Here is a 21,943-nt window from a genome sequence, read left to right as displayed (position 1 = left end):
TTTGTGATTTCAGTCTTGATAACCTCCCAACATGTCGTTTGAGACGATCACGAAATAAAAAAAGAACCAGGCAATTAGCCAGGCTCAATGTCTGTAATTATCGCTCTAATCATCCAAACTCATGAACGGAGATTGTCCTTTTCCGCCCCACCATAAATAAACCCCTCAATCATTGACAGCTTCTCATCAGAAAGTATGTCCGAGTTGTCCACATAGAGCTTGGCAGAAGCAGGAAGCGGCCATTGAATGTCCTGCCGCTCCAAAGATGGGCTGAATGCTGCCCAGTTTTCAAGCTTCCAAGCATCCAGCACTGAGCCTCTTTCCGCAAGTCGAAGTCGATACGCATGCTCGTCGGGAAGATACACGTAAATTGCTTTTACAGCAATATGGCTTAACGACGCGCCTGCGCGTGAAAGTTCCTGCTCTAACCATAAGGGATCTGCTATCTCCTTGGTGAATGGACCGACAACATAGGTGTTTACGCCTATTCCAACGTTTTCCAGCGCAGCATCCATCGTTATTCGGTAACCAAGATCACGGCAGTGTTGTTTGTAAATAGGCGAATCCCGATCGTTAGGATCGAGTCCAGAGAGTCTCATAATGGTTTCTGCTGCGGGCCTGGACAACGTATCCATGTCCAAAAAAGCGGCTGGCCGTTTGGCCACTATAGCTTTGGCAAGTGTTGTCTTCCCTGCTGCTGCAGGGCCTAAGAAAAACACTAGCTTTGGCATGCAGTGCCTCCCCAGGTTTCGTGATAAATCAAATCATCCAATTTTCTTCTTTTCTCCCAATTCGCTGATTCAAGGATTGGCTTGGAAGGGTAATTTTCGGTATATCCGATCGAGAGCAGCGCAAGGGGCTCAATATGCGGCGGGATACCCAAAATATCGCGAACATCGGCTTTTTTGTAAAAGCTGACCCACCCCAGTGCCAAGCCTTCCACACAAGCTGCCAACCACATATTCTGAATTGCGCAAGCGGTGGATAACATATCCGTTTCCGGTATTGAATTACGGCCCAACACATGGGAGCCGCCGCGAGTAGGATCACAGGTAACACAGATCGTTAACGGCGCTTGTTTGAGGCCTTCGATTTTCAGTCCAAGAAACTGGTCCTGGCGATCGTCTTCGTAATGAATGGCTAGCGCCCTTCTTTCTTTATCCGCGGCCCAAGCAAGCCGTTCTTTAATGGTCTCTTGGGTAACTAAAATAAAGCTCCAAGGCTGCATAAACCCAACCGACGGACCGTGGTGTGCTGCTTCAAGTAAGTGCATGATCGTTTCCTGGGGAATAGGATCACTCAAAAAGGTTCTGATATCTCGTCTAGCGTTAATGATCTTGTATAGGGCATCTTTGTCTTGTTCACTGAACATGTTTATCCCTCCATTGAAAAGCTATTGTTATCTCGATCATCATACAACAAAAAGCCCCCTCAAAGCAGTGATAGTTTTCACTCATTTATTCAGGAGGAGAGTAGACTATTTTGAGCTTTTTAGCAACTAGATGCGTTATCCAAGGTTGATCTCCATTTTCTCACCTGGAGCAAGTACACTCCCTCTTATCCCACGCTCGTCAAGCCGCTGTACGAATCGCCTTTTCATGACATGAATGCGGACAGTTCGGGGTTAGCCACTACCGAAGCATGATTTGCCTTCGCGATTGGCTCAGCATCCAAAATATGATCCATATGCGCATGAGTTAATAAAATGTAATTCGTTTAAATGTCCTCAGGTTTGGCAATGGCTAGTTGGTTGCCTCGTAGAAATGGATCAATGACAAGTGACTTGTCACCGACAAAGATTTGTAGGCAAGAGTGACCATGATAAATAATTTCCATCGAAAACCTCCTAATTTGTCATATGTTTCCTGTATAATCTCATCATCTACTACTTTTCTAATTTGGTCAAATTGTGCGCTTGCTGTCCTCCCGCATAGTGATGACGAAAACGTATCCGCTCATTTAAAACACGTACAAGCCTTACCTAGGGATGCAGCTGAAATGCACTAAATCTTAATAACGGTATCCCTAGGCTTACTAAGAAAAGTAACCAGCGAAAAACCGTTTCTGCCCCTGTGCCGGTCGTAATAGCCATCCATTTCGGAAGCAGGCGAATTTTCCATGGAATCGGCCAAAATAACTGAACGCCTTTGTCATTAAACAAATCGATAAGCGGATGAGAGGCATAGGCAACCATAAAGACCCAATAGAATAAAGGGGGTAATGATGACGTCGTAAGCAAAAGCAGTAACATAATCAGAATAGAATGTGTCACTGTGCGATGGCGCACTTTGAGAAGTCGAAGCAATGCGGATAAAGGAAAAAGCACCTTAGCCATTGTAGACCCTGGTTTGTCTACATCCGCCAAAGTGCCGACCAAACAACCTAGTAAAAGTGCTCCTGCGGACTCCCAAGAGAAAAAGCTAACATCTTGATACACAAGTACAATCTCGGCCGAAATGAAGCCGGCAACACTATGAGTTTTTTGAAGCATAATGAATGTAAATCTCCTTATTTGTCATGTCATCGTAGCTGTATAGGATTCGAACCAACTTTTAAAAATAAGACCTATCGATCGGTTATTTAGAACATAAAAAAGCCTACTCAGCCATGCTAAAGCGTCTGAATAGGCTTACTTGCTATTCTTTAGGTCGGCTTTGATTCGGTCTGACGGGTCTTTCCACCCAATTGTCTCGATTCATCCGCTTCACTTGATTGATTGGATTTGTAGGATCGATGATTTCGATACCAGATGCTTTTTGAGCAGCCTCTAGCTTCTCTTTATAGCCCGTTCCAGCAGGAGGGCCTCCTCCGCCATTGCGTTTACCTTTGTTCCATACTCTGCCTTTACTCATTTCACCACTCCATTTTTGATTTAAGTGTAAAGGGAATAGGCATAAAACGCAAATACCGTCTTCTCATCAGGGAATTAAGACGCCAACTGCCACATATCACCTAGAGAATGTTAATTTGAAAGATATCAATGTCAGGGAGAGGAAGAGCCATCTTGTTATGGAAACGACAATTCGAATAGACTAATTCCATACTCGGGCTTAGGATCATCCTTTGGATACTTCCTTTACCCAGAGCAGCTGGAATGGTTACGTAATCGGTATATGAATCATATTCTACGAAAAGATTTAATTTTTCAGCCTCAACGTAAAACCACTCATGAAAGTTTGCATGTAGACATCTATTTTCCATTTGCTCTCCCCCTCTCTACAAACTTGCATATGGATGTTAAGGAATCAAAACGATATATATTCTTATCGCATCAGGTTCTCTGCCACCTGATCGACTACCAAATTAATACCTATCGGCCCATTCCCTGTAATCCATAATTCGGTGTCAATCGGATAAACATGACCTGAACGAACAGCGTTCAAATTTGTCCATAGGGGTAATTCTTTCAATTCTTTCATTTTGTCCTCATCATCTACCATTAGAAATATATGATCCGGATTGATTTTCGGTAACATTTCCATGGACATCGGAAGCCACTCGTCCTTACTATCTACGACCAATGAAGGCGTGTTCAAACCAAGCTCTTTATACAGCCTCGTTCCTACCATACCTGATTTCATATAGAGTCGCAGTTCCTTATCTCTGACCCGCAGTACGCCAACCGTTTGCTCTCCTAGCTTTTGAGAAAGCTTGGTCTTCCATTCACTTGTCTTCTTATCGTAATCTGCAATTACTTTCTTCGCCTCGATCTCTTTACCTGTGATTTGCCCAAAAGTGACAATATTCGTCCGCCAATCAGCAAAACGCTCAAGTAGCAAGGTAGGCGCTATTTTTTGTAATTGATCATATACTTTATCTTGGGATTCAAAGGCAATTATCAAGTCAGGGCTAGCTTCCAATGTAGCTTCAAGATTAGGTGCGCTCATCGTACCTAGCGGCTTTACCCCCTGGAAGCCTTCAGTCAAATACTTAATAAACCGATCGTTCTCTATAGCTACAGAAGAATTAGGCTTCACGCCTAAGGCTACTAGATAATCCCCAAAATTAGGTGCAAGAACCGCAATTTTTTTGGGAATGTCGGTTAATCTTTGCTCCCCTTTCAGGTCTTTAATCACCCGAGCTTGAGATGAGGAAGTTTTTATGCCCTCATTACTCTTTGCTTCCTTATTTGAAGAGCAACCAAAAAGTGTGGTCAAGATCAGTACACCCATAACTATTAAAACTACTTTTTTTTTCAAGTACAATTTGTTCTCCTCCTTTTTCTATATGATAAAGATTATCATTATCAACGAAGAATTTCAACTTAGAATCATTCCTCTTACTACTGTTTCAATTCCCAACCCTGAGAGTCGGTCTATTGATCCCGAACTAAGCGCTCAAGAAAAGCGTTCGCTTAATTTTTGAAAAATGCGCCGCTTATCATCACGATTCATCGGTAGTTCTCCTTATAAGATCACTCTTTGTCGGATCCGTCTATGTTGAATAGCCTTAGTTTCTCGTCCAAGCCTTTCGTCGAATTCAGTATGATCGTTGGAATTCAACATATTGGGTGCAAGAAATGAAAGATCATGGGTTCGATATGGAATCGCCGATCGCGGTCATTCCAAGACGAGCAAAATGTGCTGTCATGCGCGAGCCGACACCGAACATCTTATTTACTGGTTGCGGCCACAAAAAGGTTAGCAAAAAAAAACACTAACCATTTAAGGTCAACGAGGGATTTCGTTTTTTCGACACTGTTCTATCAGTTTCACAATTACTTATGTTCCTCCAAGCCTATTCCAGATATTTACTTTTCCCGCTATAATTATGGGATAATTAACTAGGAGGTTTATAAAGAAATGATTTTAAATTGGAAAAAACTAGCTTTCGTATTATTAATTGTCGTACCGCTGTTCTTCTCCGCCCTTCAGATTCCAAATAAAGCCCTTGCAGAAGATGAGATTGGACTTAGATGGAGTCCTCTAGAATCCGAAGTTGTAGGAACGATTTTTTATGTTCATGCTAGTATTTCTGCGCCTGTACCTGAACAGTATACCGCAACTTTAGAAGTCGAAGGACGTTCTTTCCCTTTGAAAAATTGGAAGTGGGAGTGGTTAATTTATGATACTGTATCATTAGCTGGCATGGAAAGAGGTGAGAAAAAGATAACATTTAAGTTAACCTTCCATTCAGGTAAAGTACTCAAGGAAACCAGAACCGTTTTTTATGAACCTAGTCCGACGATTGAATTCGACACACGCGCACAAATGGCCTCTGAGGAAAATGGAAAAGCCACTATTAAGCTAGTCCGCAAAGGAAACGTTAGCGAAAGATCGGTATTGTGTTACTATACAGTCGATAGATCCGCTATAAGTTATAAAGATTATGTTCCAGGTGAAGATCATGAAAGGGTTGTAATCTTTAGACCTGGTGAAACAAGTAAAACAATCGAAATCAAACTAATTAATGATCATAAAACTGAACCATTAGAAACTTTTGGCATAAAGCTGTATAGACCAGATGGCCATGTAACGGCAATAGGTGAAAAATCAGAGACAACTGTTGTGATCAGAGATGCAGATTAATGTAAATACATAAAAAAATCCCCGCCAGCCTACGCCAGCGGGGATTTCATCTTTTACTGCTCAGGCTGCCCAGATGCTTTTCGCAGCTCGTTAGCTAACCTATGGACCTCATCTTTACTTGTTTGATCCACACATACGCCATACACAGCTGCTAGAACACCAATAATTTTATCCGCGCGTTCCATGCTCCTTCATTCCCATATCCATAGTTCAGATCTACGCCAATTCCGTTTATTGGCATACCTAAACCTTATGGGCCACAATCGTATTGATAAATATGTGCCGCTGCCGAATGCTTACCATAGCTCCATGCTCTGGTTTGCCAGAAGCGCGAGCATGCGCCTGCTGCTCGGACAGCTTCCACTACCGCGTGCGATCCGTACACACCAGTTGTAAACTCTGGAGTGGCTTTGAAGTCAACAGCAAAGTATATGCAGCTGCCAGTTGGCTGTCCTACTTTCTGTGCTACTTGAACGGCCGTTGCGCCATCGGCAAGGCCTGCAGCACGACCGCCTAATGCTCGGCTCGCAGTCGTTTCGAATACAGAAACAATGCCCAAGCCTGCTTGGTTAACTCATTAATAGATGCTCCTCAATATTTTCTTTTACAGTTTGTCTGTCCCCCTCAGTCGCATCTGGAGCAAGCTATTGAGGATTTCTTCTTTCACCTGCTGCGGCGTGCCAACAATATGTTTGTGGCGAGCGCCTCTGATTTGTGCAAGATCCGTTTCCGTGTAAGGGTAGTTCATCGCAAGTTGAATCTCCTGGATAATGAGTAATATTATCCTACGAACTTGAATTCACCAGATTTAAGTCCTCCTTCTTGTCACCATCCATACTACGAATGATAAGAACTGCTTTGACCAACCCCATACATAGCAATAGGATAGATATGAAATAAAGAACCTGTCCTAATCCTGGTAAGAATGAAAATGCAACCGACCAGGGAGCTTGAGCTAGTTTAGGTAAATATATAACTATCCCTATAGGAAGCAACAAGTTAAATAACAAAATGTAGACATAATTGATAAAAATACGCAAAGTCGTGGCTTTAAATCTCGCTTTCCATTTAAATAGATTGTAGATCGACCTCGAGACTAAACCTAAACCTATCAGTACGATTAGATCTACAATCAGGTATGTCTTGCTAAAATCGGGTAAGTCAGCTTGTGATCGCTCTTGCCCGTGGAGAATTCCGTTAATCCCCGCAACAATGCTATCGTAGGAAATGAGGAAATCATTTGCGTTTATAAGAAGGACTATGCCATAATCCCCATTCATAACCATAAATGAATACGTATTTTCAGTTACACCGTTATGGAAAATTACATTCTTATTGACACTCCAGCCCATCGCGTAAAATACGCCATCTCCCATAGATGAAGAGGGACGGTGCATGAGCTCAACACCTTCTTCGGATAATACGGTCTTGTTTTTGAAATGTCCGCGGTTGATTTGAGCAATTAAATAATTCGACATATCCTCCGCACTTGAAATTAAATAACCTGATGCAACCGTACCCTCATGTCTTAATTGTTTGGTCGGAGCCATGAAGCCAAATACAGGCTGGTACCCTGTTGCCAAACCATCATTTTGAGCCTTTTCTGGTGAAGCATAGCTATGCACCATGTCCAGTTGCTTGAAGATGTGATTGCTTACATATTGGGTGAAAGGTTCTCCAGATACCGCTTGAACGATTCCACCGAGAATATTATAGTTTAAGTTTGAATATTGAAATACAGATCCAACAGGATTGGAAAGCGACGTATGTGTCAGATCTCGAATATGTTCCTCTACGGACTTATTACCGTTCATCATGCCAAGTCGGCCGTCATAAGTGGAAAGTCCGCTAGTTTGATTCAATAAATGTTTGACTAAAATGTGTTTGGACGCTTCTTCATCGGCTAATCGAAACCATGGTAAATATCGCTTTATCGGCGCATCTAGATCAATCTTTCCTTCTTCAACCAATTGCATGATAGCTAAGGCAGTAAATGACTTACTCGTAGAGCCGAGGACAAATGGAGTCTGCGGCGTGACAGGCGTTTTCTCAGGACCGGAGAAACCGTAGCCTTTTAGATAAACCGTCTGATCGCCCTTTATTATGCCGAGTGCAGCCCCGGGTATGTGAAATCTGTTTATAGCAGACTCCATGAACGTATCGATTTTTGCCGCATCGACATTCCATTCATCCGACTCGGCATAAGCTGTAAACGGTGAAAATAAAACGTATAACGTAAACGTTACAATCATCATCAACTTGTATAATTTGATCTTCATAGTAATTTTCTCCTCGGAAGTATGCTTTTCATATAGCTGTTGCAGGTGACAAGGAAGTATACCGTCTGCATGACCAAATAAATGCCGATAACGACGAACGAATAGATCCAATTGGATGACTGCAGCAGATTGTCTAATGCTTTCATCGCGACCAGTGAGTGGACAATGCCCACTATGCAAGGTACAAAGAAAATAAGACCGATTTGCGTATTGATGATTTTTCGAATTTCACCTTCAGTCATGCCGATCCGGGTCAGTGCTTGAAATTGCATTTGATCTTCCAGCAGCTCTGTAAAAAGCTTGAAGTACGTTATGCTGCCGGATGCGATGAAGAACAGCAGGCTGATAAACAGCCCGATAAACCTCATCAACGCAGCCTTTTCCTTCATATCATCATATTGAGCCGTATATCCTAAAATGTAAAAGGCACTCGAAACCGTTAAAATTACAGCGCTTAAAATCGATACGATAAATAACATTCGCGCATTATCCTTCATCTTGTAGCTAAGCTGGGCAATAACGATCATATTCGTTCGATAGTAATAGACACTGTAACGCTTTTGAATAGCCCGAAGCAGCATTATGCTTAGCTGAGTGAATAATAAATATGTACCGATCATTACCATAATCAGGATAAGCAGTACAAACAGATCGAGATTGGCCGGAGTGAGGAGCAACGCCATAACATAAGCGGCTCCTAGGCAAATAACGGCAAGCAAAGCAAACCATGGCGAATAAACAAGCCGTCCCTTCGGCTGCCGTGAAGCTCGAAGCATTTCCGCGATTTCCAATCTGCTCACCCTGAGCGCCGTCCATAGCGAGATGAGTGTAAACAGCATGAAGAACCCCCCTGCCGTTAGCCATATTGCTTGGAGGGGTACTGCAAAAGCAATGGAATTGTTCATATGCAGCAGGTTTGCAAGCGCCATAAAGAACAGCTTGCTGAACAACATGCCCAGGCCGATGCCCGTTAAGATGGCTAATATCGCGATTGCCATATTCTCATAGATGAGAAGTTTGCGAATTTGTAATCGAGTCATCCCAAACAACGAAAAGAGCCCGAATTCTTGCTTTCTTGTCTTCAAAAACGCTGAATTCGAATAGAGTACAAACAAAAAGGAGAAAATGACGATCACATATTCGCAAAACTCCATGCCTTGCCTTACCTTCTCAGCGGCCAATAGATGGCCACCCACTACGTCGGGATGTGCAAGAAAAGCAGCATAAATATAGAAAATCATCACGGAAAACACACTGCTCATAAAAAATGCGCTATAGGACCGCCATTTGCCTCGAATGTTGCTAAAAGCGAGTGATCGGAACGTCATCGAAATTCCCTCCCAGCACGCTCAGCGCGTCCAATATTTGTTGAAAAAAAGCTTTTTGATTAACGCCGCGCCGTATTTCCGAGAAAATCTTGCCATCTTTAATGAAGATAATACGCCCACAGTAGCTCGCCGAGAAAGGATCGTGAGTCACCATGAGCACAGTCGTTTTTGATTGTTCGTTCATATCTTTCAACGCATCCATGACATCCTTCGCAGCCTTTGAATCTAGATTCCCGGTTAGCTCATCCGCTAACACAAGGGAAGGTTGATGCATAAAGGCGCGAGCAATCGCCACTCGTTGCTTCTGCCCACCGGAAACTTCGTAACTTCGTTTATCCAAAATACCAGCGATTTGCAGCAACTGAGCAAGCGGCTGAAGTCTCTGTTCAATTACCTTGGGAGCTATGCCTTCCAACACCAGTGGTAAAATAATATTTTCCTTGATCGACAAAGTGTCCAACAGGTTGAAATCCTGAAAGACAAACCCAAGCTGATGTCTCCTAAACAGCGCCAGATTTTTATCGCTAAGCTTGCTCGGATTAACCCCGTTAATTTCAATATGGCCTGCTGTAGGACTGTCTATCGTCGCCAATAAATTGAGAAGGGTCGTCTTTCCACTTCCCGAAGGTCCCATGATTCCGACAAACTCACCATTCTCTACCTGTAAATCAATGTCTTCTAGTGCTTGGTAAGCAACATTTCCTATAGAACTATATATTTTGCCAAGTCCCTGCGTTTTAAGTACAATCATGATTCGCTACCTCCTTGTTTCGGTCTGTCGAAGCTTCGATATCGTAAGTATAGCCCGAAGGAGGCATTGAACCCATCGATTTCCCTTTCAAAACACCTTACAAAATTGTCACTTGCTGCTGAACAAATGAATACCCCGAGACTCAAAAGTGACCGTAAACGTCGTACCTACGCCAAGTTCAGAAGTTGCAGAAAGGCTGTGTCCGAGTCGATCGCACACCTGTTTCGCCAAATATAGCCCCATACCCGTCGACTCCCCAGTTTCCCGTCCGTTCTGACCCGTAAAAAATGGATCAAAGATGCGCGGCATATCGTGTGGTGCTATTCCTATGCCTTCATCGGTCACACAAAGCTTTCCGCCTCCGTCAGCAAAGGACTCCAATTGAAAAACGAGCCCTTTGGCTCCCGGCTTGCTCTTGCTGTATTTGACCGCATTGCTAACAAATTGATTCAGAACAACCGTTATCCATTTCTCATCCGTTTCCAACCATGCTTCTCCTTCGATTCGCGGAAATATAGAATGACGGATACAGAGACGCTTATGCGTATTCATAACAACACGAATCAACTCGTGGAGAGGCACTCTTTTGAGAAGAAGATCGAGTTCGAACTTGTCAAGGCGCGCTGTATAAAGCATCATCTCCAGACCTCTAGTCATACGCTCAGCTTCTTCCTTCATGCTCTCAATAAGCTGCTTCTGCTCCTCCTTTGTACCGGGCATCTGCTGTAAAGCATCTTGTGATAGCATATCGATAACCGATACTGGCGTCTTCATATGATGCACCCATTGCAGCACAAAATGATTGTGCAGCTCCTGGCTGCGCCGATATTTTCCAAGTTCATTCAAATAAGCGCTGTGCTGTTCCTCCAACAAGCGAACAACTAATTGTTGCTCCCTCGTTACAGCAGATTGCACGATTGCTGAGCCCCCCAAATCACCAGAACGCTCTATTGCATGCTTAACTTGCATGAAAAAAGCTTTCTGACGTACATAATCAACAGCCAGCCACAAACCGATAAAAAATAAAGCAAGCACTACAAAATAAGAAATCGTCCCCCATTCCATTGCACCTGGATAACGTTCCCTATCCAACAGCATGAATCCCACACTCAACCCGATAATAAACACACATAAAAAAATATGGAATAACCGATCACTTACAAAAAATGCGACTAATCTCTTATTCATTAACTCAACCCCTCACTCCAGTACAAGCTTATAGCCTTGACCACGAACCGTCTCAACCGCCGTTGGCAGTCCAATATCTTCCAGCTTCTTCCGAAGTCTAGTTACATTAACGGTTAATGTATTGTCATCTACAAACTGCACATCATCCCACAGTGCTTCCAGAAGTTGTTCACGAGAGACGATCTCTCCAGGTGTCTGCATCAAGCATTCAGCCAACAATTGCTCATTTTTTGTGAGTTGAGCCTTTTGCTTGTTCCAAACCAGCTCACTGCGGCTGAGATGCAACCGCAATCCTTGAACATGAAGTGTATTTTCTACTGCCGAGTCAAGCCCAGAGGCAGTGGCATATTCGCCATAAACTCTTCTTAGGGCACCTTTCACCTTTGCCATTAAGAGATCCAAATGTATTGGCTTCGTGATGTAATCATCTCCGCCGTTCTCGATAGCCATCACCTGATCCATCTCACCTGCCCGCGCGGATATGAAGATGATGGGGATACTCGAGCTCTTTCGAATTTGCCTGCACCAATAAAAGCCGTCGAAATAAGGGAGATTAATATCCAGCAACACTAAGTGCGGCGCAAACGCCTCCAATTCCGGCATGATTTCGCGAAATTGCGAAACGGAAGAAGCCTCAAATCCGTATTTCTCCATATTTTTTTTCAAAATAGCACTTATTTTATCATCGTCTTCCACAATAAAAATTCGATACATGATGTGCCTCCTAAAATTCTGCTATGGTAAATACTTATCATTTTAAATCTATAGTAGCAAGCCGAGCGTTAAGAATGAATTGTAATCAAACGCTCATGTGACATTAGTCGCCTTATGCATACGGAAAAACACCGATTATCACAACGGTGTTTCTTTCGTCAGAGTAAAAACTATCCCTGAAACCTCTTTTAAACTGTAGCATAAAAAAGCACAGAATAGTAAAAGACAGCCGAGAGATTTCTCTTGGCCGTCTTTCCTTCGTCCTTATTGAACAAGCTGGGTGTGCTTGATTAATGTCTTTTTCAAAAAAATAAGCGTATCTGCTTCTCCAAGCGGCTTCTCATGAAAGGGCTCGTAGCCCTTACGCTCGTACATCGCGAGTAGCCAAGGATGATTGCGGGACGTTGCAAGCACAACGCCAGGCGCTAACAATGTATCCCTTACAACAACCTCCTCGACGTAGGTAAGAAGGCGATTGCCTACACCTTGATTTTTGTAGGAAGGTAAAACGGCGAACCAGTATAAAAAAGGTAGGTCCGTCACTTCCTCTAGATTTTTCAAAGAGATCGTCGCTACTATCGAACCATCGATTTCCAATACGTAGCAAGAACTATTTATTATATTCTCGCTGATCATGTCCAAATCCGCACTAGCAGCTCTAAAGGCGATGCCAAGCTCGCGAATGGACTCATACGCTTGTGAAATCACTTCCAGCATCATTTCCGCATCTGCGTTGGTCGCTAACCGATACTTGTCGCTCATCGTAATCACCTTCCTTTTTCAAATTGATTAGCAGGCACGCTTAAACCAAAATGCCCGCGTAACGTTGTCCCCTCGTATTCCGTGCGGAATAAGCCTCTTTCTTGCAAAAGGGGTACAACCTCCTGCACGAAATCTGCTAACCCGCTGGGGAGAAGCGGTGTCATCAACATGAAACCGTCTGCCGCACGCTCGGTGAACCATGTTTCCAAATTGTTGGCGATATGTTCCGGGGTTCCAATGAACGAGTCGTCACTGTAGGAACCCGTTAGTAAGGAATACAGCTGGCGCAAGGTAGGATTTTCTTTGGCAATGATTGCTTGAAATCGCTTAAATTCATAGCGCACTTCCCTAAGCTCCTGCAAGCCAATATCTCTTGCTCGCGTTTCCAATGTGTATCTACTGAAATCATAACCATTCAAGTAATCCGTAAGGAAGCTCAGCCCCGTCTCTTCAGGAATCAACGAATCCAAGTAGGTCGCCTTTTCTCTTGCGATCTGCGCAGTTTCTCCGATAATTGGTGAAATACCCTGCAAAATATAGACATCATCAGGGGTTCGTCCGTTTGCAGCGACCTTGCTTTTGAACGCCTCGTAAAATACTTTCGATTCCTCAATCGTGTTTTTATGAGAAAAAATGATTTCCGCCGACCGCGCAGCGAATTGCTGGCCAGACTCGGAGGAACCCGCTTGCACGAGGACGGGATGCCCTTGCGGCGATCTAGCGATATTCAGCGGTCCCTGAACGGAGAAAAACTCGCCTTGATGATCAATTCGATGCAGCTTGCTGCGATCATAGAATTGTCCGCTTGCCTGATTTCGGATAAAAGCATCATCTTCCCATGAATCCCAGAGCCCTTTCACAACGTCGATGAATTCCTCTGCTCTCTGATACCGATAGCTATGCTCAAAGTGCTCAGTGCCGTTAAAGTTCCGAGCCGTGTTTCCCGAAAGATCCCGCGTCGTTACGATATTCCACCCCGCCCTGCCCCCGCTAATATGATCGATAGACATGAATAATCGGGCAAGATTAAAGGGTTCTATATACGACGTAGAAGCTGTAGCAACAACACCGATTCTGCTCGTGGCAGCCGCAATCGCCGTAATTAACGTAAGCGGCTCGAACCGATTCAATATGTTCGGATGCGATTGTTCATTAATCGCCAAGCTATCCGCGATAAAGGCGATGTCGAACTTACCGCGCTCAGCTAATCGCGCCAGCCTCTGGTAATAAGCGATATCGATGCTTGAATCGACTTGTGCGTCCGGATGCCGCCAAGAGGCCACATGCATACCCGTGCCCACCAAGTAGGCCGACAATTTAATTTGTCTTTTTCCAGCCACAATCATCTTCCCCTCTATGCAATAGTGTTTATTAGAATGCCGGAACTACAGCAACGCCGTACTTCTCTTGAATGAACTTCTTCACATCAGGTGAAGTCAACACCTCGCCGAGCTTCTTAATTTCCGGACGATTTTCATCCCCTTGGCGAACGACAATAATATTGGCGTAGGGTGAATTCGCATCCTCACGGAATAAGGCCGAATTGGGATCAATTTTGGCTTCTAATACAAGATTGGTGTTAATAATTGCGCCATCTACATCAGGCAGAACTCTAGGAAGCTGCGCGAAATCCACTTCGCTAAACTTCAGCTTTTTGGGATTGTCAGTTATGTCCTTCGGCGTTGCGGAGTATGTCGTGATGCCTTCTTTGAGCTTGATTAGGCCCTTCGCTTGCAAGAGCACTAACGATCTGTATTCATTCGAAGGATTATTAGGAATCGCAATCGTCGCTCCATCCTTGATTTCCTCGATCGATTTCAGTTTTTTTGAGTAAAAGCCAATCGGCTCCACGTGCACTTTGGTCGTTACGGCAAATTTGTACCCTTTTTCCTTGGATATCGATTCGAGATAAGGCACGTGTTGGAAATAGTTCGCATCAAGCTGCTTTTCGGCCAATGACGGATTTAACTGCCCTTCGTCATCCAGTACAAGCACATTCAGGTCGATTCCCTGCTCTTTTAATTTCGGTTTTACGAAATTCAAAATTTCTGCGTGAGGAACAGCTGCCGCACCGATTTTCAATTTCACTTCCGCCTTCGGCTGAGCGGTTGCCGCTGTGGTTGCTGCTGCACTAGCTTCGGCGCTAGGTGCCTGACTTGCTTTGGGAGAAGGGGAAACTGTAGATGCTGTTGGTGCGGACGATCCACAGCCAGCTAATAGACCAATGGTCAATGCAAGAACGGAAGTCGCTCCGATTTTTTGATTTTTCATTTCATATCTCTCCTAGTAGTTGGGGTATACAACCTATTCGAATTTGTATCTTTTTTGATTGATTTTCTTTGCTATGTAATCGCCAAGCCATTGAATGAGCTGCACTAGCACAACAAGCAGCAGCACGGTGAAAAATAAAATATCAGTCCTAAACCGCATATAGCCGAAACGGATCGCTAAACTGCCTAGTCCGCCGGAGCCAATCGCTCCCGCTACCGCTGTAAACCCGATGATCGTTATAATCGAAAGCGTCACACCACGAACAAGGGAAGGAAGCGCTTCTGGGATTAGCACACGTGTAATAATAAAATAAGGCGTAGCCCCAGCAGCTTGAGCCGCTTCGATTTTGCCAAAGCTCACTTCCTTCATGCCGTTTTCGATAATTCTCGCCAGAAACGGCGCAGAACCAATCGCTAACGGAACAACGGCAGCAGTAGCACCCAGCGTCGTGCCCACGACAAAGCGGGATAGGGGCAGTAGTACGACAATCAAAATAATAGCTGGAAAAGATCGAATGATATTAACAAGGATGCTCAGCACTTTGTGAAACCTCGGAGCGGGAAGCAGATTTCCTTTTTCCATCACAACGAGCACGATGCCAAGAGGAAAACCTAGAAGCAAGGCAAACACGGTCGATAAGGCAACCATGTAGAGGGTCTCTCCTAACCCTTGCAGCAAGAGACCCATTAAATCTTCATTCATACGAGAGCACCTACTTTCTGCGTCAAGCTGCGTTTGCTCTGGTACCCTTGAATAATTCGGATAAAGCTGCGGGAGGTTTCGCTTTCTGGCTCCAGAAAGATTTTATCGACCAAGCCCGTTTCTACGATTTTCCCGTGTTCAATAACTGCCATACGACCACAGATATGCTGAAGCACATCAATTTCATGGGTAATAAACACAATCGTAAGCTTCAGCTTGCGATTAATCTCTTGCAGCAGCTCAAGAATGGCAAACGTCGTCAGCGGATCAAGTGCTGACGTAGCTTCATCGCAGAGCAGCACATCTGGCTCATTGGCTAGCGCGCGTGCGATGCCTACACGCTGCTTCTGCCCGCCGCTGAGCTGTTCGGGATAAGCGTCCGCTTTATCGCTTAGCTGCACAAGCTCTAGAATTTCATCCACTCTTGGTTTGATTTTAGTCTTCGGCAGCCCCGCAGCTTCCAGAGGAAAGGCTACGTTTTGGAACACCGTCCTTGCATCCAACAAATTAAACTGCTGAAAAATCATCCCGATTTTTCTTCGAGCCTCGCGCAATTCTTTTTTGTCTAAATCCGTGATTACTTTATTGCCAATGATGATTTTCCCGGAATCTGGTTCCTCCAAGCGGTTCAAGCAGCGAATCAAGGAAGATTTGCCGGCGCCGCTAAAGCCGATGATGCCGAAGATTTCGCCTTTTTCAATCTGCAAATTAATGTCATCCAATGCCTTCGTACGGGTACTTGCGGTATGATACGTTTTGTTAAGATGCTGTACGACAATCATCAGCCATTCACCTCAAGTTCACATGCTGGTCATGAAATCTAGCTAGCGCAAAAGGAGAAATGTCCTGTTCCGTCCTACCTTTCAGCGTAAGCTCAGCCAATATTTCACCGACAACACTGGAAAATTTAAACCCATGACCCGAAAAACCTCCAGCCACGAACACATGTTTATGCTCGGGGTGGCGATCGATAATGAAATGCTCGTCAGGCGTAAACTCGTACTTACAAACCGCTGAGCGAAGAATTCGTCCAGCCGCTTGAGGCAGAAAAGTCTCCAACGCTTGCCGCAGATGAGTTTCGTCTTCGGAGAAATGGCCGAACGGCTGGAACGGCATGCCAGGCCGCCATTCTTGGCCTTCATCATGACGTCCGATCTTGACGCCCGAACCACCAATGCTAGGAAAGCCATAGAAGCCGCCGCCGATTCCGCCGAATGTGAACCCAGGGAACCGTGACACATCGTACAAAGTCTCGTCCGCTTCAAACCAAGCGACTGCCTTGCGAACGGAACGAATCGGCAGCTGAATAAGCGATTCCAGTTCTCCAAACCAGGCTCCTGCGCACAATATAAGCTGATCCGCATGGTAGGAACGCTCTAACGTATGGACAGTAACACCGCTTTTCTCTATTTGGATGCGGGTCACATGCGTATTCACTAACAGCCTCGCGCCAAGCGCCAAAGCTTGTTTGCGATATGCCCTTATACATGCCTCGCTGTAGAGGAAGCCCGCCTCTCTCTCATACAAGCCCACATACGATTCAGGAAGCTGGATGCCCTGCCATCTTTTACGGATCTCGTCTGCATCCAACCGTTCTACTTGCAGACCGAATTCTTCGGTTGTTTGCCATTTTTGTTCCAAATTGCCCGACTCATTCGCTCCCATATTCAGCACACCACTGCGAACGAGCAAGGGCTGATCGCTCTGCTCTTCAAGTTCTGTCCACAATTGATCTGCGCGCAGCGCCATAGCGGTATAAGTGCGGCTGCCTGTATAGGCATGACGGATCAGCCGAGTCTCGCCATTGTGACTCCCAGCCCCATGAGGAGGGTCAAATTTATCAATAAGCAGGGCTTTAACTTGATGCTTGGCTAAAAAGTAACCCGCGCTCATGCCCATCGAGCCCGCGCCTATAACAATAACGTCATACGATGTCGAAGGACTCATAACGCTTGCTTAATTCTATCGATCTGTGCAAGATGGACCTGCACATGATTAACAAATCCTTCGTACAGCTCTGATATCGTGAGCGTCTTCCCTTTGACATTCACACCTGATTTCTCCCAATCTTCAGCGGATAGCCGCTTGAAAAAAAGTCCATTGTACGTGAGCAAAGACTGGTAGACGTCCAGCACTTCAGCCACAGAGCTATCATTCGCTTTGGAACTGCTTACCCATGGATCTTGGTCAAATGACGGAATTTGAATCACACCTGCCCGTGATTCGGCAACAATTTTGCGAATTCGAAAAGAGGTGATTAAGCTATGATCCACTAAGTGAGACAGCACTTCCGTAACACTCCATTTGGTTTCAGAAGCTTTCCATTTCGCTTGATCATCTGTCAAACCCTCCACGGCTGAGCGGAGCTGTTCATACGTATTCGTAAATTTCTGAAGATCAATAATACTTTGACTCATTGATTACGCCCCCTATTAAATGACATAGCTCCATTCTGGTGTAACGCGTTTCAAGAATTGCTTCGTTCTCTCTTCCTTCGGCCTAACAAATAATTCTTCCGGCTGCCCTTCTTCCACAATGACGCCGCCATCCATGAACACGACATGGCTTGATACTTCCCTTGCAAAGCCGACTTCGTGGGTTACGATAATCATCGTCACCCCTTCTCGGGCAATTTTTTGAATAACTGCAAGTACTTCGCCAACTAATTCTGGATCAAGCGCGGAGGTCGGTTCATCGAACAAAATAACTTCTGGATTCAGCGCAAGAGCGCGAGCAATCCCTACCCGCTGCTGCTGCCCGCCGGAAAGCTGGCTTGGATAAGCGTCTACCTTTTCCCGAAGTCCAACTTTGTCTAAAACTTCCAGACTTTTTCGCTTAGCCTCGTCTTTCGGTTGCTTTTGCGCGATAAGGAGTCCTTCCATCACATTTTCAAGCACCGTCTTGTGTTTAAACAGATTATAGTGCTGAAACACCATCGCAGTTTTCCTGCGCAGCTGAATAATATCCTGCTTGCTAGGATGCTTTCCGCTTACTTTGAAATCTCCGATCGAAATTTCTCCATCATTCGGCTTCTCAAGAAAGTTTACGCAGCGCAGCAGCGTCGTTTTACCCGAACCGCTAGGACCAAGAATGGCGACCACGTCCCCTTTTTGCACAGTAAGGTTAATACCATTCAGCACCTTGTTTTTGCCAAAGGATTTATGGATATTCGTTAACCGAATCATACGACCCCTCCTCGATTGTAGGCATTCACTTTTTTCTCCAAAAAAGCAGTCAGTCTTTCGGCCAGCAGGGTAAGCCCCCAATAAATAAAGGCAGCAGCGATGAACGCCTCCAAGAACTTCAAGCTGACAGATGCTACGACGTTAGCCTTGCCTAACAGCTCCAGCTGTGACACGTTAAAAGCCAAGGAAGACGTATGCAGGAAGCCAACAAAGATGTTACATAAGTTAGGCAAAATAACACCGATGGCTTGCGGCATAACGATGCGCCATAACGCTTGAGGCGTGCTCATGCCTACCGAGTATGCGGCCTCGATCTGACCTCTGTTCACCGACATGATGCCCGAACGAATAATTTCTGACATATAGGCGCCTGCGGTGATCGAAAATGCCGTCAATACGATGAGTAAGGAAGGAATGGACGAAGATTTGAAGCCCCATCCATAATAGGTCGATATCCGATCGATAACGAGCGGCAATCCCCAATAAATAAGGAAGATATGCAGTAAAATCGGGGTCCCCCGCAGAAAAGATACATAAAAATCAAGAAGCCGATATATATACTTCACTTTATAAATCCTTGCAAAAGCTGTAACCAAGCCAATCCCAAAGCCGATAACGAGAGGGACAAAGGTCAGCACGAGCGTCAATGGCAAAGCCTTTAAAATTTCAAAAAATGCGGTATAAATAAACACAACATCAATGCTCATCTTCCTCACCTCACCCGGCTAACGGACGCTCATGCTTTTGCAGCTTGAACTCAGTAACCTTAAATACTTTCTCAAATAGCAGAACCGTTATGTAATAAATGATCGTTAAACTGATGTAGACTTCGAGCGTGTGCGCTGTAGCGGCAATGAGCGTTTGCCCCCGTCCCATCATATCCATAACGCCGATTGAAAAAGCCAACGACGTGTCCTTGAGAAAACCAATGACGGAGTTCGCAAAGTTCGGAAATGCAATAAGCAGCGCTTGGGGCACAACGATTCGCAAAAAAGATTGCGTGCCCGTCATTCCTACTGCATAAGCGGCTTCCGTTTGTCCCCGATCGACCGAATTGACGGCCGCTCGGATATTCTCGGACTTAAAGGCTGCAATGCTAAGGCCATATGTAATGATGACGAAATAAATCGGGTCCATCCGCGAAATGTCCACCTGCACGATTTGGAGCAACATTGGCAATCCGTAGAAAACAAGAAACAATTGGATAAGAATCGGCGTTCCACGAATGAAAGACACGTAGACGACAGAGATCTGGCTAAGCACCGGAATTCGGTATAACCGAGTGAGAGCAATCAACAACCCCAGCGCGAAGCCAATCGCCAAGGAAGCCACAAGAATAAGCAGCGTAAGCGGCAAATAATACAGAAGCTTAGGAAGAAAATCTAAAACGAGCGTAATATCGAATGATTTCCCCATCTATTGCCCCTGCGAGTAGTCGGCTCCGAGCCATTGGGTGCTCAATTTGGCTAAAGTACCATCCGCTTTAATGGCTTTCACAGCCTCATCTAATTTCGTTTTCAAATCCGCTTCATCTTTACGTAAAATGAAGTAAGTTTTTGAATTCGACAACGAATCGCCAACTGTTTTTAATTGCGCATCTGCTGTTTTATTCAAGAAATCAATCGCAAATTGGGTGCTGATGGACGCATCTGCACGTCCCGCCTTGATCGAAGCCTTGGCGTCTTCACCTGCGCCGGTATAAACGATATTAATGCCCGTGTTATGCTCTTTATTGTATTTCTCAGCTAAAACAGCCGCATTGCTTGTCGCTGTAACTAACAATTTTTTTCCTTTGAGATCGTCAATGGATTTAATGGCGTTGTTATCTCGATGAATGATAATTTTATTGGGGAAAATATTATAAGCCTCGTCATTAAACAAGAATTTGGCTTTTCTTTCATCATTTACTTCCATTTGGTGGGCGATAAAGTCAATTTTATTCGTTTCCAAGCTGAGCAAAAGATTTTTGAATTCCATCGTTTTTAGCTCAAACTCATAATCGGGCAAGCGCTTGTCAATCTCTTTAACAAGCTCAACGTCATACCCTGTCAAGTTACCTTTATCGTCTATGAAGCAAATATTAGGAAACTGTGTGCCTGTGCCGACAACGACTTTCTTTACGGCTTTGGAAGCTGCCGGCGTAGTCGTGCTTGCCACTTGGGTTGTAGACGCAGCGGTCGCTGCTGGAGAACTTCCAGCTGTTTTGGCTTGATTGCCGCACCCAGCTGCGAATGCAGTCGTAAGTAGAACGGTTGATAGAACGGTTAATTTTTTCATAATAAAAAGCCTCCTCTAAAATAGTTATCTATTTTTTATAAAACAAAGTAAATTTCACGCCAATTCCATTTGGATCTGTTGTAATAAAATGATCGCTATGTTCTTCGTTAACGATCTCATAGCCAGCCTCAGCTAAACGCTTTTTCACATCTTCCAACGCTTCATTATGTGGTAAAACAATCGAATAGAGCTTGAGTCCAGTAGCCTGTTCACCAGGATAGGGATGATGCTTACCATTCCATGTATTTGTTCCTATGTGGTGATGGTAGCCGCCTGCTGAAACAAACAAGACATCGCTACTGCTGATTTGTTCCTCAAATCCAAGCGCATTTACGTAAAACGCTCGCGTTTGGTCGATATCGGCCACTCGTAAATGCACATGCCCCACGACCGTACCTGCGGGAAGTCCCTTGAATGCATAATCAGCTATCCCTGCCAATGACTTCAAATCAAGCGGATGACTCCCCCCGCGACCATCAGGCGGCCATACATCACGTGGACGATCCGCATAAATCTCAATACCGTTGCCATCCAAGTCTTGCAAATAGAACGCCTCGCTATACGTATGGTCACTTGCGCTATTCAGTCTAGAAATAGGTAAAATTTCTGATGAATACGTATAACGCGATTCCTGTTCCGTTGGAGCCTCGATAGTTTCCTTCGAGCGAAGAATGTGGAAGAACGCAGTTGCGAAATCTTGACGAGTCGGCAACAGCAGCGCGAAATGATAAAGCCCTGTCGTTCGAGAGCCTTGCGGGAATACGCCCTCTGGCTGCTCAAGAACGAGCAGCGGTTCAACGCCGCCATGGGCGGAGAGATACGCTTTGCCTCCTTCTATGCGCTCAAGCTCCAGTCCGACTACATTGCGATAGAAGGTAATCGATTGCTCCAAATGACTTACTTTTAACTCTACATAGCCAATTCGTGTTTCTGGATGAATGATGCTTGACATGAGTTA

Annotated in this window: 27 protein-coding genes; 1 reads left to right on the top strand and 26 read right to left on the bottom strand. The window is 44.8% G+C overall.

Annotation, left to right across the window (positions count from 1 at the left end; translation table 11 throughout):
* Positions 1-119: 119 nt before the first annotated feature.
* From GK047_RS03630 to GK047_RS03605, 6 genes are all read right to left on the bottom strand, one after another.
* Positions 120-731 (bottom strand): P-loop nucleotide/nucleoside kinase family protein, encoded by a 612-nt coding sequence (locus GK047_RS03630; RefSeq protein ID WP_163941278.1) that lies wholly within the window; start codon positions 729-731, stop codon positions 120-122.
* On the bottom strand, positions 719-1,372 hold the full coding sequence (gene bluB / locus GK047_RS03625) for a 5,6-dimethylbenzimidazole synthase (RefSeq protein WP_163941275.1): 654 nt from the start codon (positions 1,370-1,372) through the stop codon (positions 719-721). Before bluB ends, GK047_RS03630 begins: the two co-directional genes overlap by 13 nt.
* 224 nt (positions 1,373-1,596) lie before the next feature.
* Positions 1,597-1,707 (bottom strand): MBL fold metallo-hydrolase, encoded by a 111-nt coding sequence (locus GK047_RS29450; RefSeq protein WP_346010300.1) that lies wholly within the window; start codon positions 1,705-1,707, stop codon positions 1,597-1,599.
* Positions 1,708-1,981: 274 nt separating this feature from the next.
* Entirely contained in the window at positions 1,982-2,491 is a 510-nt protein-coding gene (locus GK047_RS03615; protein ID WP_163941273.1) for a metal-dependent hydrolase, read from the bottom strand.
* 145 nt (positions 2,492-2,636) lie between these two features.
* Entirely contained in the window at positions 2,637-2,852 is a 216-nt protein-coding gene (locus tag GK047_RS03610) for a hypothetical protein (RefSeq protein ID WP_163941270.1), read from the bottom strand.
* A gap of 411 nt (positions 2,853-3,263) precedes the next feature.
* On the bottom strand, positions 3,264-4,205 hold the full coding sequence (locus GK047_RS03605; protein ID WP_163941267.1) for an ABC transporter substrate-binding protein: 942 nt from the start codon (positions 4,203-4,205) through the stop codon (positions 3,264-3,266).
* Between the two features lie 597 nt (positions 4,206-4,802).
* On the opposite strand from GK047_RS03605, the gene GK047_RS03595 reads away from it, so the two are divergent.
* Positions 4,803-5,528, top strand: a complete 726-nt coding sequence (locus GK047_RS03595; RefSeq protein WP_163941264.1) for a Calx-beta domain-containing protein — start codon at positions 4,803-4,805, stop codon at positions 5,526-5,528.
* 53 nt (positions 5,529-5,581) lie between these two features.
* Here GK047_RS03595 and GK047_RS03590 read toward each other — a convergent pair whose 3' ends face one another.
* The 20 genes from GK047_RS03590 to GK047_RS03495 form a co-directional block, all read right to left on the bottom strand.
* A complete protein-coding gene (locus GK047_RS03590) occupies positions 5,582-5,713 on the bottom strand; it encodes an N-acetylmuramoyl-L-alanine amidase (protein WP_163941261.1) in 132 nt (43 codons plus the stop codon).
* A 65-nt stretch (positions 5,714-5,778) separates the two neighbouring features.
* Positions 5,779-6,087 (bottom strand): glycoside hydrolase domain-containing protein, encoded by a 309-nt coding sequence (locus GK047_RS03585; protein ID WP_163941258.1) that lies wholly within the window; start codon positions 6,085-6,087, stop codon positions 5,779-5,781.
* Between the two features lie 45 nt (positions 6,088-6,132).
* Complete coding sequence (locus GK047_RS03580) at positions 6,133-6,276, bottom strand: hypothetical protein (protein ID WP_163941256.1); 144 nt, start codon at positions 6,274-6,276, stop codon at positions 6,133-6,135.
* A gap of 37 nt (positions 6,277-6,313) precedes the next feature.
* The gene (locus GK047_RS03575; protein WP_163941253.1) at positions 6,314-7,807 is read right to left on the bottom strand and encodes a serine hydrolase domain-containing protein; all 1,494 of its coding nucleotides are present in this window, start codon (positions 7,805-7,807) and stop codon (positions 6,314-6,316) included.
* Positions 7,804-9,135, bottom strand: a complete 1,332-nt coding sequence (locus GK047_RS03570; protein WP_163941250.1) for an FtsX-like permease family protein — start codon at positions 9,133-9,135, stop codon at positions 7,804-7,806. The genes GK047_RS03575 and GK047_RS03570 overlap by 4 nt, the downstream gene beginning before the upstream one ends.
* Positions 9,110-9,886, bottom strand: a complete 777-nt coding sequence (locus tag GK047_RS03565; protein WP_163941247.1) for an ABC transporter ATP-binding protein — start codon at positions 9,884-9,886, stop codon at positions 9,110-9,112. The genes GK047_RS03570 and GK047_RS03565 overlap by 26 nt, the downstream gene beginning before the upstream one ends.
* A 108-nt stretch (positions 9,887-9,994) precedes the next feature.
* The gene (locus tag GK047_RS03560; protein ID WP_163941244.1) at positions 9,995-11,074 is read right to left on the bottom strand and encodes a sensor histidine kinase; all 1,080 of its coding nucleotides are present in this window, start codon (positions 11,072-11,074) and stop codon (positions 9,995-9,997) included.
* Positions 11,075-11,086: 12 nt separating this feature from the next.
* Positions 11,087-11,788: a response regulator transcription factor gene (locus GK047_RS03555; protein WP_163941242.1), complete on the bottom strand. Its 702-nt coding sequence runs from the start codon at positions 11,786-11,788 to the stop codon at positions 11,087-11,089.
* A gap of 264 nt (positions 11,789-12,052) precedes the next feature.
* The gene (locus tag GK047_RS03550; RefSeq protein ID WP_163941239.1) at positions 12,053-12,550 is read right to left on the bottom strand and encodes a GNAT family N-acetyltransferase; all 498 of its coding nucleotides are present in this window, start codon (positions 12,548-12,550) and stop codon (positions 12,053-12,055) included.
* A 5-nt stretch (positions 12,551-12,555) separates the two neighbouring features.
* The gene (locus tag GK047_RS03545; RefSeq protein ID WP_163941237.1) at positions 12,556-13,890 is read right to left on the bottom strand and encodes an NtaA/DmoA family FMN-dependent monooxygenase; all 1,335 of its coding nucleotides are present in this window, start codon (positions 13,888-13,890) and stop codon (positions 12,556-12,558) included.
* Between the two features lie 31 nt (positions 13,891-13,921).
* Positions 13,922-14,821, bottom strand: a complete 900-nt coding sequence (locus GK047_RS03540; protein WP_163941234.1) for a MetQ/NlpA family ABC transporter substrate-binding protein — start codon at positions 14,819-14,821, stop codon at positions 13,922-13,924.
* A 33-nt stretch (positions 14,822-14,854) separates the two neighbouring features.
* On the bottom strand, positions 14,855-15,523 hold the full coding sequence (locus GK047_RS03535) for a methionine ABC transporter permease (protein WP_163941231.1): 669 nt from the start codon (positions 15,521-15,523) through the stop codon (positions 14,855-14,857).
* Positions 15,520-16,305: a methionine ABC transporter ATP-binding protein gene (locus GK047_RS03530; RefSeq protein ID WP_163941227.1), complete on the bottom strand. Its 786-nt coding sequence runs from the start codon at positions 16,303-16,305 to the stop codon at positions 15,520-15,522. The genes GK047_RS03535 and GK047_RS03530 overlap by 4 nt, the downstream gene beginning before the upstream one ends.
* Before the next feature lie 7 nt (positions 16,306-16,312).
* A complete protein-coding gene (gene solA / locus GK047_RS03525) occupies positions 16,313-17,470 on the bottom strand; it encodes an N-methyl-L-tryptophan oxidase (RefSeq protein WP_163941223.1) in 1,158 nt (385 codons plus the stop codon).
* On the bottom strand, positions 17,467-17,940 hold the full coding sequence (locus tag GK047_RS03520; RefSeq protein ID WP_163941219.1) for a DinB family protein: 474 nt from the start codon (positions 17,938-17,940) through the stop codon (positions 17,467-17,469). The genes solA and GK047_RS03520 overlap by 4 nt, the downstream gene beginning before the upstream one ends.
* Positions 17,941-17,955: 15 nt before the next feature.
* Positions 17,956-18,708: an amino acid ABC transporter ATP-binding protein gene (locus GK047_RS03515; RefSeq protein ID WP_163941217.1), complete on the bottom strand. Its 753-nt coding sequence runs from the start codon at positions 18,706-18,708 to the stop codon at positions 17,956-17,958.
* A complete protein-coding gene (locus tag GK047_RS03510) occupies positions 18,705-19,415 on the bottom strand; it encodes an amino acid ABC transporter permease (RefSeq protein WP_163941213.1) in 711 nt (236 codons plus the stop codon). Before GK047_RS03510 ends, GK047_RS03515 begins: the two co-directional genes overlap by 4 nt.
* Positions 19,416-19,425: 10 nt before the next feature.
* Positions 19,426-20,124, bottom strand: a complete 699-nt coding sequence (locus GK047_RS03505; protein WP_163941208.1) for an amino acid ABC transporter permease — start codon at positions 20,122-20,124, stop codon at positions 19,426-19,428.
* The gene (locus GK047_RS03500) at positions 20,125-20,985 is read right to left on the bottom strand and encodes a transporter substrate-binding domain-containing protein (RefSeq protein WP_163941205.1); all 861 of its coding nucleotides are present in this window, start codon (positions 20,983-20,985) and stop codon (positions 20,125-20,127) included.
* 28 nt (positions 20,986-21,013) lie between these two features.
* Positions 21,014-21,937, bottom strand: a complete 924-nt coding sequence (locus GK047_RS03495; protein WP_163941200.1) for a VOC family protein — start codon at positions 21,935-21,937, stop codon at positions 21,014-21,016.
* Positions 21,938-21,943 lie beyond the last annotated feature (6 nt).

Source organism: Paenibacillus sp. SYP-B3998 (assembly GCF_010820665.1).
Lineage (GTDB): Bacteria > Bacillota > Bacilli > Paenibacillales > NBRC-103111 > Paenibacillus_E.
This window is presented reverse-complemented; position numbering and strand designations above follow the sequence as displayed.

Bases quoted from the DNA above. Each gene is read 5' to 3' on its own strand.
- GK047_RS03630 (WP_163941278.1), bottom strand. From the start codon at position 731: ATGCCAAAGCTAGTGTTTTTCTTAGGCCCTGCAGCAGCAGGGAAGACA.
- bluB (WP_163941275.1), bottom strand. From the start codon at position 1,372: ATGTTCAGTGAACAAGACAAAGATGCCCTATACAAGATCATTAACGCT.
- GK047_RS03615 (WP_163941273.1), bottom strand. From the start codon at position 2,491: ATGCTTCAAAAAACTCATAGTGTTGCCGGCTTCATTTCGGCCGAGATT.
- GK047_RS03610 (WP_163941270.1), bottom strand. From the start codon at position 2,852: ATGAGTAAAGGCAGAGTATGGAACAAAGGTAAACGCAATGGCGGAGGA.
- GK047_RS03595 (WP_163941264.1), top strand. From the start codon at position 4,803: ATGATTTTAAATTGGAAAAAACTAGCTTTCGTATTATTAATTGTCGTA.
- GK047_RS03590 (WP_163941261.1), bottom strand. From the start codon at position 5,713: ATGGAACGCGCGGATAAAATTATTGGTGTTCTAGCAGCTGTGTATGGC.
- GK047_RS03580 (WP_163941256.1), bottom strand. From the start codon at position 6,276: ATGAACTACCCTTACACGGAAACGGATCTTGCACAAATCAGAGGCGCT.
- GK047_RS03575 (WP_163941253.1), bottom strand. From the start codon at position 7,807: ATGAAGATCAAATTATACAAGTTGATGATGATTGTAACGTTTACGTTA.
- GK047_RS03570 (WP_163941250.1), bottom strand. From the start codon at position 9,135: ATGACGTTCCGATCACTCGCTTTTAGCAACATTCGAGGCAAATGGCGG.
- GK047_RS03565 (WP_163941247.1), bottom strand. From the start codon at position 9,886: ATGATTGTACTTAAAACGCAGGGACTTGGCAAAATATATAGTTCTATA.
- GK047_RS03560 (WP_163941244.1), bottom strand. From the start codon at position 11,074: ATGAATAAGAGATTAGTCGCATTTTTTGTAAGTGATCGGTTATTCCAT.
- GK047_RS03555 (WP_163941242.1), bottom strand. From the start codon at position 11,788: ATGTATCGAATTTTTATTGTGGAAGACGATGATAAAATAAGTGCTATT.
- GK047_RS03550 (WP_163941239.1), bottom strand. From the start codon at position 12,550: ATGAGCGACAAGTATCGGTTAGCGACCAACGCAGATGCGGAAATGATG.
- GK047_RS03540 (WP_163941234.1), bottom strand. From the start codon at position 14,821: ATGAAAAATCAAAAAATCGGAGCGACTTCCGTTCTTGCATTGACCATT.
- GK047_RS03535 (WP_163941231.1), bottom strand. From the start codon at position 15,523: ATGAATGAAGATTTAATGGGTCTCTTGCTGCAAGGGTTAGGAGAGACC.
- GK047_RS03530 (WP_163941227.1), bottom strand. From the start codon at position 16,305: ATGATTGTCGTACAGCATCTTAACAAAACGTATCATACCGCAAGTACC.
- solA (WP_163941223.1), bottom strand. From the start codon at position 17,470: ATGAGTCCTTCGACATCGTATGACGTTATTGTTATAGGCGCGGGCTCG.
- GK047_RS03520 (WP_163941219.1), bottom strand. From the start codon at position 17,940: ATGAGTCAAAGTATTATTGATCTTCAGAAATTTACGAATACGTATGAA.
- GK047_RS03515 (WP_163941217.1), bottom strand. From the start codon at position 18,708: ATGATTCGGTTAACGAATATCCATAAATCCTTTGGCAAAAACAAGGTG.
- GK047_RS03510 (WP_163941213.1), bottom strand. From the start codon at position 19,415: ATGAGCATTGATGTTGTGTTTATTTATACCGCATTTTTTGAAATTTTA.
- GK047_RS03505 (WP_163941208.1), bottom strand. From the start codon at position 20,124: ATGGGGAAATCATTCGATATTACGCTCGTTTTAGATTTTCTTCCTAAG.
- GK047_RS03500 (WP_163941205.1), bottom strand. From the start codon at position 20,985: ATGAAAAAATTAACCGTTCTATCAACCGTTCTACTTACGACTGCATTC.
- GK047_RS03495 (WP_163941200.1), bottom strand. From the start codon at position 21,937: ATGTCAAGCATCATTCATCCAGAAACACGAATTGGCTATGTAGAGTTA.